Source organism: Pseudoxanthomonas sp. P4_B2, from assembly GCF_056402315.1.
On the sequence record NZ_JBFUHQ010000001.1, the window covers coordinates 888,956 to 904,731 of the forward strand.

8 protein-coding genes are annotated in these 15,776 nt (G+C 62.8%); 5 read left to right on the forward strand and 3 right to left on the reverse strand.

Annotated features, from left to right (window positions below):
* Positions 1 to 35: 35 nt before the first annotated feature.
* Complete coding sequence (locus tag AC1DTQ_RS03970) at positions 36 to 5,069, reverse strand: NAD-glutamate dehydrogenase (protein ID WP_477848158.1); 5,034 nt, start codon at positions 5,067 to 5,069, stop codon at positions 36 to 38.
* Between the two features lie 279 nt (positions 5,070 to 5,348).
* Between AC1DTQ_RS03970 and AC1DTQ_RS03975 the strand changes: the two genes are divergently transcribed.
* From AC1DTQ_RS03975 to AC1DTQ_RS03995, 5 genes are all read left to right on the forward strand, one after another.
* Complete coding sequence (locus AC1DTQ_RS03975) at positions 5,349 to 6,041, forward strand: TetR/AcrR family transcriptional regulator (protein ID WP_477848159.1); 693 nt, start codon at positions 5,349 to 5,351, stop codon at positions 6,039 to 6,041.
* Complete coding sequence (locus tag AC1DTQ_RS03980) at positions 6,038 to 7,210, forward strand: efflux RND transporter periplasmic adaptor subunit (RefSeq protein WP_477848161.1); 1,173 nt, start codon at positions 6,038 to 6,040, stop codon at positions 7,208 to 7,210. The genes AC1DTQ_RS03975 and AC1DTQ_RS03980 overlap by 4 nt, the downstream gene beginning before the upstream one ends.
* Positions 7,211 to 7,227: 17 nt before the next feature.
* On the forward strand, positions 7,228 to 10,395 hold the full coding sequence (locus AC1DTQ_RS03985) for a multidrug efflux RND transporter permease subunit (protein ID WP_477848357.1): 3,168 nt from the start codon (positions 7,228 to 7,230) through the stop codon (positions 10,393 to 10,395).
* 71 nt (positions 10,396 to 10,466) lie between these two features.
* The gene (locus AC1DTQ_RS03990; protein ID WP_477848162.1) at positions 10,467 to 10,601 is read left to right on the forward strand and encodes a hypothetical protein; all 135 of its coding nucleotides are present in this window, start codon (positions 10,467 to 10,469) and stop codon (positions 10,599 to 10,601) included.
* Between the two features lie 131 nt (positions 10,602 to 10,732).
* On the forward strand, positions 10,733 to 12,406 hold the full coding sequence (locus AC1DTQ_RS03995) for a M28 family peptidase (RefSeq protein ID WP_477848163.1): 1,674 nt from the start codon (positions 10,733 to 10,735) through the stop codon (positions 12,404 to 12,406).
* 77 nt (positions 12,407 to 12,483) lie between these two features.
* On the opposite strand, the gene AC1DTQ_RS04000 is transcribed toward AC1DTQ_RS03995, so the two are convergent.
* On the reverse strand, positions 12,484 to 14,370 hold the full coding sequence (locus AC1DTQ_RS04000; protein WP_477848164.1) for a DUF885 domain-containing protein: 1,887 nt from the start codon (positions 14,368 to 14,370) through the stop codon (positions 12,484 to 12,486).
* Between the two features lie 184 nt (positions 14,371 to 14,554).
* Positions 14,555 to 15,703 (reverse strand): acyl-CoA dehydrogenase family protein, encoded by a 1,149-nt coding sequence (locus AC1DTQ_RS04005; RefSeq protein WP_477848165.1) that lies wholly within the window; start codon positions 15,701 to 15,703, stop codon positions 14,555 to 14,557.
* Between the last annotated feature and the right edge of the window lie 73 nt (positions 15,704 to 15,776).

Genomic DNA, 15,776 nt, shown 5'->3' on the forward strand with positions numbered 1-15,776 from the left:
CTGCAGGAGCGGAAAGACCCGCTCCTGCAGCTCGCTCAATGCTTGACCGACAACTGCGACAGGCGCTGGACCGCAACCGAGGCGGTCGGATAGTCGAGCGTCTTCTGCGCGGCCAGTTCGTTGAGCATGTTCAGGGTGAAGCGCAGGGCGGCATCGTCGCGTTCGATCCAGTTGCGGACCTTGGCATCGGCGTCGCCGCCCTTCATCGACAGCACCTGATCGGTAAGCAGGCGTTGCTGGGTCGCGAGTTCGTCGCGCAGTACGCCACGCGCCACGGCATGCCAGCGCCCGTCGACCTGCAATCCGTCGATCTGGTCGAACAACCACGGCAAATGCAAGGCCTCGCCCAGGCGGTAATGCGCCTTGGACACTTCCGCCGGCTTGAGCTTGCGCGCACGCGCGAGTTCGATGATGTCGCTGGAAGGCTCCAGATAAGGCAACGCCGCGAGTTGTCCGGCAAGAGTCGACGGCAAGCCCTTCTCCTTCCAGTCCTGCAGGCTCGCCTCGTAGGCGGGACGCAGGGAATCCGGCAACACGCCATCGGCCGCACGGATCTCGTTGTAGCCATCGTGGTAACGCGCCACTGCGGTAGCGATATCGGGAATCGCCCCCGGGCGGCTCAACAGCCAGCGGGTGAACGAACGCTGCAACGACCAGATCACCTGCAGGGCATCGATCTGCACGGGCTCGGGTACCTTGCCATCCAGCGCGTCGATCTGCGTCCACAGCGCACGCGCATCCAGGGTTTCGCGGGTGATGGTGAACGCCTTGGCCACTTCGGCCGGACTACGCCCGGTGTCTTCCTGCATGCGTAACAGGAAGGTCGCGCCCATGCGGTTGATGGTGGAATTGGTCACGGCGGTGGCGATGATTTCGCGCTTGAGGCGGTGCTTCTCCATTTCGTTGGCGTATTTCTTCTGCAACGGCTCGGGGAAGTAGCGCTGCAGTTCCTTGGACAGGTACGCGTCTTCTGGAATATCCGAATCCAGCAGCTGCTGGTAAGCCACCAGCTTGGAGTAGGAAAGCAGCACCGACAGCTCCGGGCGGGTCAGCCCCTGCCCACGCGCTTTGCGCTCGGCCAGTTCGGCATCGGACGGCAGGAATTCGATCTGCCGGTCCAGCAGGCCCTGCGATTCGAGGGTTCGGATGAAATGCTGCTTGGAACCCAGACGCGCGACGCTCATCCGTTCCATCAGGCTGATCGCCTGGTTCTGGCGATAGTTATCGAACAGCACCAGATCAGCCACTTCATCGGTCATCGACGCCAACAGCTTGTTGCGGGCGTCGTAGGTCAGCTTCTTGGACTGGACCACACCGTTGAGCAGGATCTTGATGTTGACCTCGTGGTCCGAGGTGTCCACGCCGGCGGAGTTGTCGATGAAGTCGGTGTTGAGCAGCACGCCGTGCTGCGCGGCCTCGATGCGGCCGAGTTGGGTCAGGCCCAGGTTGCCGCCCTCGCCCACCACCTTGCAGCGCAGGTCGCTGCCGTTCACGCGCAGCGCGTTGTTGGCGCGGTCGCCCGCATCGGTGTGTTGTTCGCTGCTGGCCTTCACGTAGACGCCGATGCCGCCATTCCACAACAGGTCCACGGGCGCCTTCAGGATCGCGCTCATCAGTTCGTTGGGGGACATCGACTTCACATCGTCGGCGATGCTCAATGCCGCATGCACTTCCGGGGTGAGGTTGATAGCCTTCAGCGAGCGCGGATAGACGCCGCCGCCCTTGGAGATGAGGTTGACGTCGTAGTCGGCCCAACTGGAACGCGGCACCTGGAACATGCGAGCGCGCTCCTTGAACGAGCGCGCCGCGTCCGGGTTCGGATCCAGGAAGATATGACGATGATCGAATGCGGCCACCAGGCGGATATGCTCGGACAGCAACATGCCGTTGCCGAACACGTCGCCGGACATATCACCGATGCCGGCGCAGGTGAAGTCCTGGGTTTGCGAATCGCGGCCCATGGCGCGGAAGTGGCGCTTGACCGATTCCCACGCACCCTTGGCGGTGATTCCCATGCCCTTGTGGTCGTAACCGACCGAGCCACCGGAGGCGAACGCATCGCCCATCCAGAAACCGTGCGCGATGGCCAGGCCGTTGGCGATGTCGGAGAACGTGGCCGTACCCTTGTCCGCCGCGACTACCAGATAAGGATCGTCGTTGTCGTGGCGAACCACGTCCTGCGGAGGCACGATCTTGTTGCCGACGATGTTGTCGGTGATGTCCAGCAGGCTTTGGATAAACATCTTGTAGCAGGCGATGCCTTCGGCCAGCACCGCGTCGCGGTCGCCGCCGACCGGCGATTGCTTGACGAAGAAACCGCCCTTGGCGCCGACCGGCACGATCACCGTGTTCTTCACCATCTGCGCCTTAACCAGGCCCAGCACCTCGGTGCGGAAGTCCTCGCGACGGTCGGACCAGCGCAAACCGCCGCGCGCCACCGGGCCGAAGCGCAGATGCACGCCTTCCACGCGCGGACCGTAGACGAAGATCTCGCGGTACGGGCGCGGCTTGGGCAGGTCCGGCACCCGCGCCGAGTCCAGTTTGAAGCTGATCGTGTGCGCGGGACGACCATCCGCGCCCTTCTGATAATAGTTGGTGCGCAGGGTGGCTTCGATCACGCCCATGAAACTGCGCAGGATGCGGTCTTCGTCCAGGCTGGAGACGCGGTCCATCAACTTGAGCAAAGTCTTGTGGGTGGCTTCGACCTGGTGTTCGCGATCTTCGCCGCGCGTCTCGATTACGTACTGCAAAGACTTGAGCGTAGCTTCATCGCCACCCGCCAAGGCGCGCAACTGTTGGGCGAAACGCTCCTGGCCCTGTTTGATCTCCGCCTTGCTCTCCTTGCCCGTGCAGGGATCGAAGCGCGCCTCGAACAGCTCGACCAGCAGCCTGGCCAGCAGCGGATAGCGATTGAGCGTTTCTTCCACATAGCTTTGGGAGAACGGCACGCCGGTCTGCATCAAGTATTTGCAGTACCCGCGCAACAGCGCGACCTGACGCCATTCCATGCTGGCGCCGAGCACCAGGCGGTTGAAGCCGTCGTTCTCGGCGTCGCCGCGCCAGATGCGAGCGAACGCTTCCTCGAAGGCGGCATTGCGATTCTCGACATCGATCTCGCCACTGGCTGATTCGACCTCGAATTCCTGGATATAAACCGGGGTGCCCTCCACTTCCAGACGGAACGGATGTTCGGAGATCACGCGCAGGCCCATGTTCTCCATCAACGGCAAGGCGTCGGAGAGCGGCAGGTCGCGGTGCTGGCGGTAGAGGTTGAGGCGCAGCCTGCCCTCGCCTTCGCGCTGGCGGCGCGACAGGTGCAGGCTCAGGCGCAGATCGTCCGGCCCATTGAGCGCGGCGAGCTGTTCGACGTCGCTGGCGGCGATGTCCGGCGAAACGGTTTCGATATAGCCAGCCGGCAAGGCGCGCGCATAGCTGCCGGAAAGCTTCAGGCCTTCGGATTCGCCATGGCGCGCGATCAGGGTTTCGCGCAGATCGTCCTGCCAGTTGCGCAGCAAGTGCGCCAATCGCGCTTCGAGTTCAGCGGTGTCCACGTTGACCTGTTCGCCCGCGTGCGGCCGCACCACCAGATGCAACTGCGCCAGCGGCGATTCGCCGAGCTGGACGTTGGTATCCACGTATTCCCCGTGCAGCGCCTCTTTCAACAAGGCCTCGATGCGCAGGCGCACATCGGTGTTGAAGCGTTCGCGCGGAATGTAGACCAGCGCCGAGAAGAACCGTCCATAGCGGTCGCGACGCAGGAACAGCTTACTGCGCACGCGTTCCTGCAGGCCCAGGATGCCCAAGCTGGTGCGGCTCAGCTCGTCTTCGTTGGATTGGAACAGTTCCTCGCGCGGCAGCGTTTCCAGAATGTGGCGCAGGGCCTTGCCGCTGTGGCTGTTGGGCGACAGGCCGGACTGGCGCATGACGTGCTCGTGGCGCTCGCGCACTAGTGGAATTTCCCAGGGGCGGCGGTTGTAGGCGCTGGAGGTATACAGACCGATGAAGCGCTGCTCGGCCACTGGCTTGCCTTTGGCGTCGAATTCCAGCACACCGATGTAGTCCATGTTGCCGGGGCGATGCACGCTGGAACGGGCGTTGGTCTTGGTCAGGATCAGCGTATCCACCGCGCCGGACTGCGGCATGTAATGGGCGGCGAGCGATTTCACATTGCGCGTGGTCGATTGGCCCTTGCCGCGCAGCAGGCCCAGGCCACCATCGACGGCTTCGAGCAAGCGCTCCCCGTCCTTCTGTTCGATGCGGTATTCGCGGTAGCCGAAAAACGTGAAATGGTCATCGGCGGCCCAACGCAGGAATTCCTGGGCCTCGCGGCGGCCCGCGTCGTTCACCGGCATGCGGCGCGTGGCCAGCTCCTCAGCCAGCGCCAGCATCCTCTCGCGCATCGCGCTCCAGTCCTGGACGATGGAGCGGACTTCGCCCAACACCTTACGCACGCGGGCCTCGATCACCGGCATCTGTTCGGCAGGCTGGCGGTCGATTTCCAGCAGCATCAGCGATTCGGGTTGCCCTTCGCCCACCGCAGTGAGCTTGCCCGCCTTGTCGCGGCTGAAGCGCAACAACGGGTGTCCCAGCACGTGCACGCCGATACCGGCATCGGCCAGGGCCATGCTCACCGAATCGACCAGGAACGGCATGTCGTCGTTGACGATCTGCAGCACGGTGTGCGGCGATTCCCAACCGTTGGCTTTCAGGGTGGCGTTGAACACGCGCACGTTGGCGGTACCCGGCTTGCGCACACGCGCGAAATCCAGCATGTCGCAGGCCAGCGCGGCCCAGGCTTCGGGCGCGTGGTGCGGATATTCGTCGTCTTCCATGCGCTTGTAGAACGATTCGGCGAAGGCCTTCGCTTCGGCCTGACGCGCCGCCGGCAAGCGCTTGCGGATGGCGTTGAAAATGGGTTCGAGCGAGAAAACGGGTGTGGGCTTAGCTGGCGCCGTTTTCGCTGCCGTGGCCTTGCTGGTCTTGGCCGCGGAGGCCTGGGTGTCGCTGGTCGTGGAATCGGATTTAGAAGAGGACTTCGCGGTTTTTTTCGGTTTGCGAACAGCGTTCATGCAGGCCGTGACTCTGTGTTTGTAGGCAGTAGGTAATTGTAGCCTCGCGGGCGATGACAGCCTTGTTGCGCGGCCGCAAATCATCGACATCCCTTCATGGGCGAATCAGCGGACCGCTGCTAGCGAACGGAGCTCATCCGGCGTGTGCGCATCAGACATCACATCGGGAAGGTACCCCGTTACCTGGCGATGAAGCGTCCGTGCCGATATCGGGTGAGCCCTCCGATTTCGCATCGTGGGCTGGTCAAATTCTAAACTGGACGGTATAGTCCAATTCCTATGTCGGCCTCCCCCAGTCCTACTCCCGCCTTGCGGCGCCGCCAACGCGTGCACGACGCCGTGCGGGAGTTGATGGCCGAACAGGGCTTCCGGGTCAGCATGGACGCGGTAGCCGCACGCGCCGGCTGCTCCAAACAGACGCTGTATTCGTATTTCGGCAGCAAACAGGAGCTGATGCGCAGCGTCATGCAGGAACACCTGGAAATGGCCACGGCCCGCCTCGACGACGAACACGGCGATTTGCGCACGACCCTGCTAGCGTTCGCGATGGAGCACCTGCAGCGACTGTCCGAGCCGCATGTGATCGTCACCTGTCAGCTCTTGAGCGCGGAGGCTGCCCTGTTCCCCGAAGAGGCCCGGACCCTATACCGCGACGGCTGCGACACCCTGCAGCAACGCCTGGCCGAATGGCTGACTCTGGCCATGCGCCGCGGGCAGCTGAGGCATGACGATCCGCACTGCGCATCGGAACTGCTTTTGGGCATGATCGTCGGCTTGGATTTCGAGCGGCAGCGCTTCGCCGTACCGCACCGCGACGCCGATGCCGTGCGCCAGCGTTGGGCCGAATTCGCTGTCGATGCCTTTCTACGTGCTTTCTCACCTGTTGCGACCACCAGCGCCGACCCTGTTCCTCTTTTTGCGATTCCCTCTTCCAACCGTTTCGACACCGATTCCGGAGCCTCCCTACCATGACTGCCAACCTCCGTTCCCTCGCATTGGCCAGTGCCGTTTTGCTGGCCTTGACTGCCTGCAAGAAGCCGGAAGAGCAACAAATGCCGCCGCCGGAAGTGGGTGTGATCACCGCTCAAGCGCAAACCGTGCCGTTGCAACGCAATCTGGCCGGACGGCTGGCGCCGTTCCGCAGTTCCGATGTGCGCGCCCGCGTATCCGGGGTACTGCTCAAACGCGTCTATCAGGAAGGCAGTGACGTGAAGGAAGGCCAGGCGCTGTTCCAGATCGATCCCGCTCCGTTGCAGGCGGCACTGACTGCCGCCCAGGCCAACCTGGCTTCGGCTCAAGCCAGTTACACCAACGCCCATGTCGCTGCGAATCGTGCGCGCCAGCTGGCGCCGCAGAAGTTCGTTTCCAAGTCCGACCTGGACAATGCCGAAGCCGCCGAACGCACGGCCGCCGCTGCGGTGCAGTCCGCCAAGGCCAGCGTCACCAGCGCGCGCATCAATTTGGGCTATGCCAGCGTCACCGCACCGATTTCCGGCCGCGCCGGCAAGCAGCAGGTCACCGAAGGCGCGCTGGTCGGCACGAGCGATGCCACCTTGTTGACCACCATCGATCAGATCGACCCGCTGTACGTCAATTTCTCTATTGCCGCGAGCGAACTGGAACAACTGCGCGGTGCCCAGAACGTGTCTCTGGCGAGCAATGGCAAAGCCAGCGTCAACGTAGTGCTGAGCGATGGCCGCGTGTACGACCAGCCCGGCACCGTGGATTTTTCCGACACCGTGGTTGATCCCGCTACTGGCGCGGTTTCGTTACGCGCGCAGCTGCCCAATCCGCAGCACACGCTGTTGCCGGGCAGCTTCGTCACTCTCAAGGCCACGCTGGGCGAACAGAGCAATGCCTTCCTGCTTCCACAGGCAGCGATCCAGCGCGACCCCGCCGGCGCTTACGCCATGGTGGTCGGCAAAGACGGCAAGGTGGCGCGCAAGAATGTGACTACTGGCGACGCAACCGACGGCCAATGGCTGATCACGGCAGGTTTGGCCGCGGGCGACCAGGTCATCGTCTCCGGCCTGCAGAAGGTACAGGACGGCGGCCCGGCCAAGCCGACTCCGTGGAAGCCCGAAGCCGCGCAAGGCGCAGCCAAGGGTCCGGAAGCCACCCCCGCCGCGTCGCAGCACTAAAAGGGATCGCTTCCATGATGTCCAAATACTTCATCGACCACCCGATCTTCGCCTGGGTCGTAGCGATCCTGATCTCGCTCGGCGGCGCAATTTCCATCTTCAGCCTGGGCGTCGAGTCCTACCCCGACATCGCCCCGCCTCAGGTCACGGTCAACGCCAGCTACCCCGGCGCCAGCGCCGAGGCCGCAGAAAAAGCCGTCACCCAGGTGATCGAACAGCAGCTCACCGGCATCGATCATTTGCTGTATTTCAGCTCCTCGTCCAGCGCCAGCGGCGGCGTCAGCATCACCCTGACCTTCGAAACTGGCACCGATGCGGACATCGCCCAGGTGCAGGTGCAAAACAAGGTCTCGCTGGCCACCCCGCGCCTGCCCTCGGAAGTGACCCAACAGGGCATCGTGGTGGCCAAGTCCAATGCCGGCTTCCTGATGGTGCCGGCGCTGCGCTCGAGCAACCCGTCCGTCGGTATGGATGCGTTGCAAGATCTGGTCGGCGGACGCGTGCTGGATCAGATCTCGCGCGTGCCCGGTGTGGGCAGCACCCAGCAGTTCGGCAGCGAATACGCCATGAATATCTGGCTCAATCCCGACCAGCTTCAGGGTTATGGCCTGTCCGCCACCCAGGCGCTGACGGCGGTGCGCGGCCAGAACGTGCAGTTCACCGCTGGCGTTATCGGTTCGGAGCCCGCCGTACGGGGCCAGGGCTTCACCGCTTCGGTTTCGGCCGAGGGCAAATTCAGTTCGGCAGAGGAATTCGGCAACATCCTGCTGCGCGCCAACCCCGACGGCTCCACCGTACGTCTGAAGGACGTGGCCCGCATCAGCGTCGGTGCTTCGTCTTACGGCTTCGAGACGCGCTGGAACGGCGATCCCGCCGCCGGCTTCGCCGTGCTGTTGCTGCCCGGCGCGAACGCACTCAACGTGGCCGAAGCGGTCCGCGCCAAGATGGACGAACTGGCGCCCAGCTTCCCGCCTGGGGTGAGCTGGTTCGTGCCCTACGACACCACCGATTTCGTGAAGATCTCGATCGAGGAAGTGGTCAAGACCCTGATCGAGGCCATCGTGCTGGTGTTCCTGGTGATGCTGGTCTTCTTGCAGAACCTGCGCGCCACTCTCATCCCTACGCTGGTGATCCCGGTGGCGCTGCTGGGCACCTTCATCGGCATGACCGTGGTCGGCTTCACCATCAACCAGCTGACCCTGTTCGGCATGGTGCTGGCGATCGGCATCGTAGTCGACGACGCCATCGTCGTGATCGAGAACGTCGAACGCATAATGACCGAGGAGAACCTGCCCCCGCGCGAGGCCACTATCAAGGCCATGCACCAGATCAGCGGTGCGGTGATCGCCATTACCGTGGTGCTGGCGGCGGTGTTCATTCCCAGCGCCCTGCAGGGCGGCAGCGCCGGCGAAATCTACAAGCAGTTCGCGCTGACCATCGCCATCGCCATGCTGTTCTCGGCGTTCCTAGCCCTGGGCTTCACCCCGGCATTGTGCGCGACCATGCTCAAGCCCACCGGCCACCATGAAAGCCGCAATGTAATCTTCCGCTTCTTCAACAAGTACTACGACAAGATCAGCCACACCTACGTGGGCCATATCGGCTCGGCGGTGAGGCACGCGCCACGCTGGATGATGGTGTTCGTGGCGTTGGCGCTGATATGCGGGCTGCTGTTCACCCGCCTGCCCGGCAGCTTCCTGCCCGAAGAAGACCAGGGCTACGCCCTGGGCATCGTGCAATTGCCGCCGGGCGCCACCATGCAGCGCACGCAGAAGGTGTTCCAGCAGGTTCGCACCAACCTGAGCAAGCTGGAAGGTTTCGACGGTCTGTTCGAGGTGACCGGCTTCAGCTTCGTCGGCCAGGGCGAGAACGTCGGTATGGCGTTCATCAAGCTCAAGCCCTGGGACGAACGCAAAGTCGACGCCAGCCAATTCATCCAGAACGCCAACATGGCCCTGTTCGGCATCAAGGACGCACAGATCTTCGTGGTCAACCTGCCCACGGTGAACGGGCTGGGGCAGTTTGGCGGCTTCGACATGTACCTTCAGGACCGCACCGGCAAGGGCCGCGACGCACTGATGCAAGCCATGGGCACGTTACTGGGCAAAGCCGGCAACCCGCAGGCCAGCCCCGCCCTGACCGGCGTGCGCCCCAACGAGTTGCAGCCGGCGCCGCAGTTGAAGCTGACCGTCGACCGTGTGCAAGCGCAGTCCATGGGCGTGTCGGTCTCGGATGTTTTCAGCACCATCCAGGTGATGCTGGCACCGGTGTACGTGAACGATTTCTTCTACGACGGCCGAATCAAGCGCGTGACCATGCAGGCCGACGCGGCCTACCGCATGGGCCCGGAATCGCTGAGTCACCTCTATGCGCCAAGCACACTGGCCAGCAATGGCAGTGGCGGCAGTGAAATGATCCCGCTCAGCAATGTCGTCAAGTCCGAGTGGGTCAGCGCCTCCCCGGCCCTGACCCGCTACAACGGCTACGCCGCGGTCAACATCGTCGGCTCGCAAGCGCCTGGACACAGCTCCGGAGAGGCGATGAAGTCAATGGAAAATATCGTCACCAAAGACCTGCCACAGGGCTTCGGCTTCGATTGGACCGGCCTGTCGTACCAGGAAATCCTGGCCGGCAACACGGCTACATTGTTGCTGGTGCTGTCGATCCTGGTAGTTTTCCTGTGCCTGGCGGCGCTGTACGAAAGCTGGTCCATCCCGGTTTCGGTGCTGCTTGTGGTGCCCCTGGGTGTGCTGGGCGCCATTGTCTTTGCCATGCTGCGCGGACTGCCCAATGACATCTACTTCAAGATCGGCCTGATCACCATCATTGGTCTGGCAGCGAAGAACGCCATCCTGATCGTGGAATTCGCGGTGGAGCAGCGTCGCGAAGGCAAGACCTTGCGCGATGCCGTGGTGGAGGCGGCGCGTCTGCGGTTCCGCCCGATCCTGATGACCTCGCTGGCTTTCATCCTGGGCGTGACCCCGCTGGCCATATCCACCGGCGCCGGCGCCAACGCCCGCCACGCCATCGGTACTGGCGTCATCGGCGGCATGATGTTCGCCACCTTCATCGGCTTGTTGCTGATCCCGGTGTTCTTCGTGGTGGTACGCCGCATGCTGGGCGACAAATTGGATGAGTCTTCAGGCGAATATGTGGAGCGAATGAAACAGCCGGCGCCGCGCTGATTCCAGCGTCTGTTTGGACAACGACCCCGGCACTACGCCGGGGTTTTTCATCTTCAGTATCTTCCCCAGCGATGGCGCTGCTATTCGCCAGGGTTCAGGGCGACAGCCGTTTCTCGATGAGTAATGACTACCGGTATCGCATTCACCAGGCCAAGGACGACAATGCGGAGCCTTCGCTGCCGACCGTAACGCCGACGGCGCACTGACCACCTCTTACGATCGGCGATGGCACGAGTCCATCGCCGGTTGTCTTGGTTTGGCGTTGTAAGCGACGGCACTCGGTGGGCCCGCAATGAGCATGTTAGGGTTCCGGCTCCTTCGATGGAGCCGTTCCCCTATGCCCCGGAATATCCCCTTGACCCTGGCGCTTGCCTGCCTGGTCGCGTGCAAGCCCGATCCCGCCCCGGTGCCGGAAGCCGCAACCCAGACTCCTGCGGCAAGCACCTCTTCCGAAGCCAAACGCATCGAAGCCGACGTGCGTTACCTGGCGGACGATAAGCTCGAGGGACGCGATACCGGTACGCCGGGCTACGATCTTGCGGCCGAATACGTGGCCCGCCGCTATGCCGAAATGGGCTTGAAGCCGGCAGGCGATGGCGAAACCTTCTTCCAGCGCGTACCGCTATTGAAAGCGCTACGCCAGGAACAGGGCGCTGCATTCACCATCGACCGCGGCGGCAGCAAGGTGTCGTTGCAGTTCCGCGACGAGTTCTTGCCCAGCCTCAACTACAACGCGCCCTCGCATTCGCTGACCGCAGCGGCGGTATTCGTCGGCCAGGGCGTCTACGCACCGGAGCTGGGACAGGACGATTTCGCCGGAGTCGACGTGCGCGGCAAGATCGCGGTGCTGTTCCCAGGCGCACCCGCGCGGTTCGACAACGACCGTCGCGCTTTCTATTCTTCCGGCACCCAAAAGCTGCGCACGTTGTCCGAGAAAGGTGCGGTGGGGGTCGTGTTCGTGGGCACTCCGGAATACGAAGAACGCGGCCCCTGGGCCAATTCGGCCGCCAAATGGAGCATGCCCGGCATGCGTCTGCGCGCCGAGGACGGCACCGGCATCGATACGTTTCCGCAGCTGAAGGCGGGCGCTTCGGTCAGCGCGGCGGTCGCCAAGGCGATCTTCGCCGGCAGCGGACACGAAGCGGACGCCTTGTTCAAGGCCGCAGCGGACGGACAGCTGAAAGCATTCGATCTGCCGGGCACGTTGACCCTGGCCGGGCGAACCCGCATCGAACCTGCCGAGTCGCGCAACGTCGTCGCCAGGCTCGACGGCAGCGAGGCCGCCTTGGCCCGCGAATTCATCGCCTACACCGCGCATCTGGATCATATCGGCGTAGGCGCCGCGGTGAATGGCGACGGCATCTACAACGGTGCGTTGGACAATGCACTGGGCGTCGCGGTGATGCTGGAAGCGGCCAAGGAATTGTCCGGTGCCGCGACCAAACCCAAGCGTTCGCTGCTATTCATCGCTCTGACCGGCGAAGAGAAAGGATTATTGGGCGCGGAATGGTTCGCCTCGCATCCCACCGTGCCCAAGAACGATCTGGTGGCCAATATCAATATGGACATGCCGGTGCTGCTGGTGCCCGGTAAGGACGTGGTGCCGATCGGATTGGAGCATTCGACGCTGAAGACCGCGCTGGACACGGCGGCCAAGGAAATCGGCGTGGGCCTGTCGGCCGATCCGTTCCCGGAAGAGGTGGTGTTCGTGCGCAGCGACCAGTACGCCTTCGTGCGGGCGGGCATCCCGGCCGTCTATCTGGATGGTGGCGTGGAGCCTGCCTCCGCGGGTGGGGCGAGTCCGAAAGAGGCCTTGGACAAGTTCTTGCGCACTTGCTATCACCAGCCCTGCGATGACGCATCGCAACCCATTCAATACGAAGATGCGGCTCGCCTGGCCCGTCTCAATGCGCGCATCGGCACGCTGGTCGGCGATGCCGCGGAAAGACCGAAATGGAACAAGGGCGATTTCTTCGGCGACCGTTTCGCGCCTGCCGCGAAGTCACCCTGAAACGAACCGTCGGCATATGAAAAACCCCGGCCTGGCCGGGGTTTTTCTCTCCATCAACCGGACTGGTTTCGGCGAAGCTATTTCGCCGCAACAACCGTCTTCGCTTTCTGCCCCGCAATCCACTGGTCCACGCGACGTTCCAGCAACGTTAGCGGCAAAGCGCCGCCGCCCAGCACCGTGTCGTGGAAACCCTTGATGTCGAACTTGTCGCCCAGTTCGGTCTCCGCTTTCTTGCGCAGCTGCTGGATGCGGATCATGCCGATCTTGTACGCGGTGGCCTGCCCCGGCATGATCAGGTAACGCCGCACTTCCGACTTGATCGCCGCCAGCGGCACCGCGCTGTTGGCGTCGAAATATTCCACCGCTTGCTGTTCGGTCCAGCCTTTGGCGTGCAGGCCGGTATCCACAACCAGTCGGATCGCGCGCCACATTTCCGAACTCAAGCGGCCGAACTCGGAATACGGATCTTGATACGTGTCCGGCATTTCTTTGGCCAGCCATTCCGAATACAGGCCCCAACCCTCCGCATAAGCGGTGAAGCCCGCCTGGGTGCGGAACTTCGGCACGCCGGTCAGTTCCTGCGCGATCGAGATCTGCATGTGATGGCCCGGCAGACCTTCGTGGTAGGCGATGACTTCCAGCGAAGGTTTCGGCATCGCATTCATGTCGGACAGATGAGCGTAGTACACGCCGGGCCGCGAACCATCCGGCGTTCCTGGGAAGTAGTGCTGCGCTGCGCCGTCCTGCTCGCGGAAAGCTTCCACGCGCTTGACTACCAGATCCGCCTTCGGCAGCAGGCCGAAATAGTTCGGCAGTTCCTTCTTGATGTTGGCGATGGCCTTCGATGCATCATCGATGTAGCCCTGGCGGCCGGCGTCGGTATTCGGGTACTTGAACTGGGGGTCGGAATCGATGAAGGCGAAGAACGCGTCAAGGTCGCCCTTGAAGCCCACCTTGTCCTTCAGTGCGTTCATCTCGCCCTTGATGCGCTCGACTTCCTTCAGACCCAGCGCATGGATTTCCTCGGCCGTCATGCTGGTGGTGGTCATCTGACGCAGCTGGTACTCGTAGTACGCCTTGCCGTTGCTATGGGTGGTGCCTACGCCAGCGGCATTGACCGCTGCCTTCGGCAGTTCTTCTTCGGACCATGCGATCACGCGCTCATAGGCGGGCTTGAACTGTTCCAGGAGGGCTTTGCGTGCTTCTTCTTTCAGCGCGGTTGCGCGCTCGGCATTGATCTTTCCGCTCTTCACCAGCGCATCGGCCTTGGCCTGCGCATCGGCCCAGATCGCCGAATCCTTGCCCGCAGAGAACGGCGCACCGGTAATGACCTTGCGCGACTGGTCGATGACGCCCTCATAAGCGAACTTCGGCGGACGCACACCTTGCCCGGCCGACTTGCGGGCGCGCTCGAGCAGTTGGTCGAATGCCTGCGCTACGGCCTTCACTCGCGAAACGTAAGCCGTGTAGTCCGATTCTTCTTCCACCTTGTGGAAGCTGATCAGCAAAGTGGGCAGGAAACTCTGCGCACCGTTCATCTGGTCGAACGCGTAGCCATCGCCAAGGAACGGCACACCATCGCGCGCGTTCTCGTACTGCAGCTTCCACAGGTCGTAGGAAAACTTCCCTTCGTCGCTGAGCTTGTCGTAGTCGAAGGTCTTGTCCATTTCCTCGACGCTGGCCTTCTGCCAGGCGACCTGGTCCAGCTGCGCCTTTTCCGACATATCGTCCAACCGGTCGTACAGGTCCTTGCGGCCCTGGAAGGTCAGCTGGATCGGGCTGAAGTGCAGTTGTTCCTCGTACTTCTTCTCGAACCACTGGTTGAGCCGCTCGGTTTCGGCGGCGACATCGGCCTGCGAGAAGGAAGCCGCCGGCGTTGAGGCCGTGCCGGCTTCGGGCGTAGCGGCACGGTCGCAGGCAGTCAGGGCCAGCGCAAGGGCACAGAAAATCAGGGTTTTACGCATCGGGTTCTCCAGAGTGGATGCGAGAGACAGACCCCCGCATCAGAGAACTCTAGCGGACCAGGTACAAGCCCGTCCCATTACTAAAGATGGGTCGATCGCACAGAAACGTCAGCCGGACAAGACACGACAAGTCGACCGTGCATACACCGCCATGCAGCGGTGTATGCGGGTGTACCGAACGGTCTCAGCGCAGGCCGGTTTCGTTGCGGGCGATCACCAGACGCTGGATCTCGGAGGTGCCCTCATAGATCTCGGTGATCTTGGCATCGCGGAAATAACGTTCCAGCGGCATTTCCTTCGAGTAACCCATGCCGCCATGGATCTGCACGGCCTGGTGGGTAATCCACATCGCCGACTCGGACGCGGTGAGCTTGGCGATGGCGGCCTCGTTGCTGAAACGCTTGCCTTGCCCTTTAACCCAGGCCGCGCGCAGCGTGAGCAGCGTCGCGGCATCCAACTTGCACCTCATGTCGGCGATCTTGGCCTGGGTCATCTGGAAAGTACCGATAGCCACGCCGAAAGCCTTGCGCTCCTTGACGTAGGCCAGCGTCGCTTCATAGGCGGCGCGGGCGATGCCGATGGCTTGCGAAGCGATACCGATGCGTCCGGCGTCCAGCACGCCCATAGCGATCTTGAAGCCCTGCCCTTCGGCGCCCAGCACGTCTTCAGCGGGGACCACGTAGTCCTGGAACTCGATTTCGCAGGTGGCCGAGGCGCGGATGCCGAGCTTGGGCTCGGTCTTGCCGCGATGGAAGCCTGGGTTGGCCGTGTCCACCAGGAAAGCGGTGACGCCGCGCGCACCCAGTTCGGGGGCACTCATAGCGAATAGGACGATGTATTTGGCGACCGGGCCGGAGGTGATCCAGCTTTTCTTGCCGTTGATGACATAGCTACCGTCGGCCTGCTTGATCGCACGGCAACGCATCGCGGTCGCATCTGAGCCCGACTGCGGTTCGGTCAGCGCGAAAGCGCCGATTTCGCGCCCTTCGGCAATCGCGCGCACGTATTTCTGTTTCTGCTCCTCCGTGCCATTCAAGAGGATGCCGTTGCAGAACAGCGAGTTGTTGACCGACATGATGGTGGAATGGGCCGCATCGCCGGCCGCGATTTCGATCATGGCCAGCACATAGGCGATCGGGTCCATGCCAGCGCCGCCGTATTCCGCTGGCACTTCGATGCCCATCAGGCCGTTCTCGCCCAGCAGACGGATGTTCTCCAACGGGAATTCACCCACCCGGTCGAAGTGTTCGGCGCTCGGCGCGATCTTCTCCTGCGCGATGCGCCGCGCCACCTCCTGGATCATCAACTGTTCTTCGGTAAATCCGAAATCCACGGCAAACCCCTTCCTGTAAGCATGTCCGCCCATTGTACCGGGCCACCATGCGCGGGCGTACGCGGCTTGACCC

Bases quoted from the DNA above. Each gene is read 5' to 3' on its own strand.
- AC1DTQ_RS03970 (WP_477848158.1), bottom strand. From the start codon at position 5,069: ATGAACGCTGTTCGCAAACCGAAAAAAACCGCGAAGTCCTCTTCTAAA.
- AC1DTQ_RS03975 (WP_477848159.1), top strand. From the start codon at position 5,349: ATGTCGGCCTCCCCCAGTCCTACTCCCGCCTTGCGGCGCCGCCAACGC.
- AC1DTQ_RS03980 (WP_477848161.1), top strand. From the start codon at position 6,038: ATGACTGCCAACCTCCGTTCCCTCGCATTGGCCAGTGCCGTTTTGCTG.
- AC1DTQ_RS03985 (WP_477848357.1), top strand. From the start codon at position 7,228: ATGTCCAAATACTTCATCGACCACCCGATCTTCGCCTGGGTCGTAGCG.
- AC1DTQ_RS03990 (WP_477848162.1), top strand. From the start codon at position 10,467: ATGGCGCTGCTATTCGCCAGGGTTCAGGGCGACAGCCGTTTCTCGATG.
- AC1DTQ_RS03995 (WP_477848163.1), top strand. From the start codon at position 10,733: ATGCCCCGGAATATCCCCTTGACCCTGGCGCTTGCCTGCCTGGTCGCG.
- AC1DTQ_RS04000 (WP_477848164.1), bottom strand. From the start codon at position 14,370: ATGCGTAAAACCCTGATTTTCTGTGCCCTTGCGCTGGCCCTGACTGCC.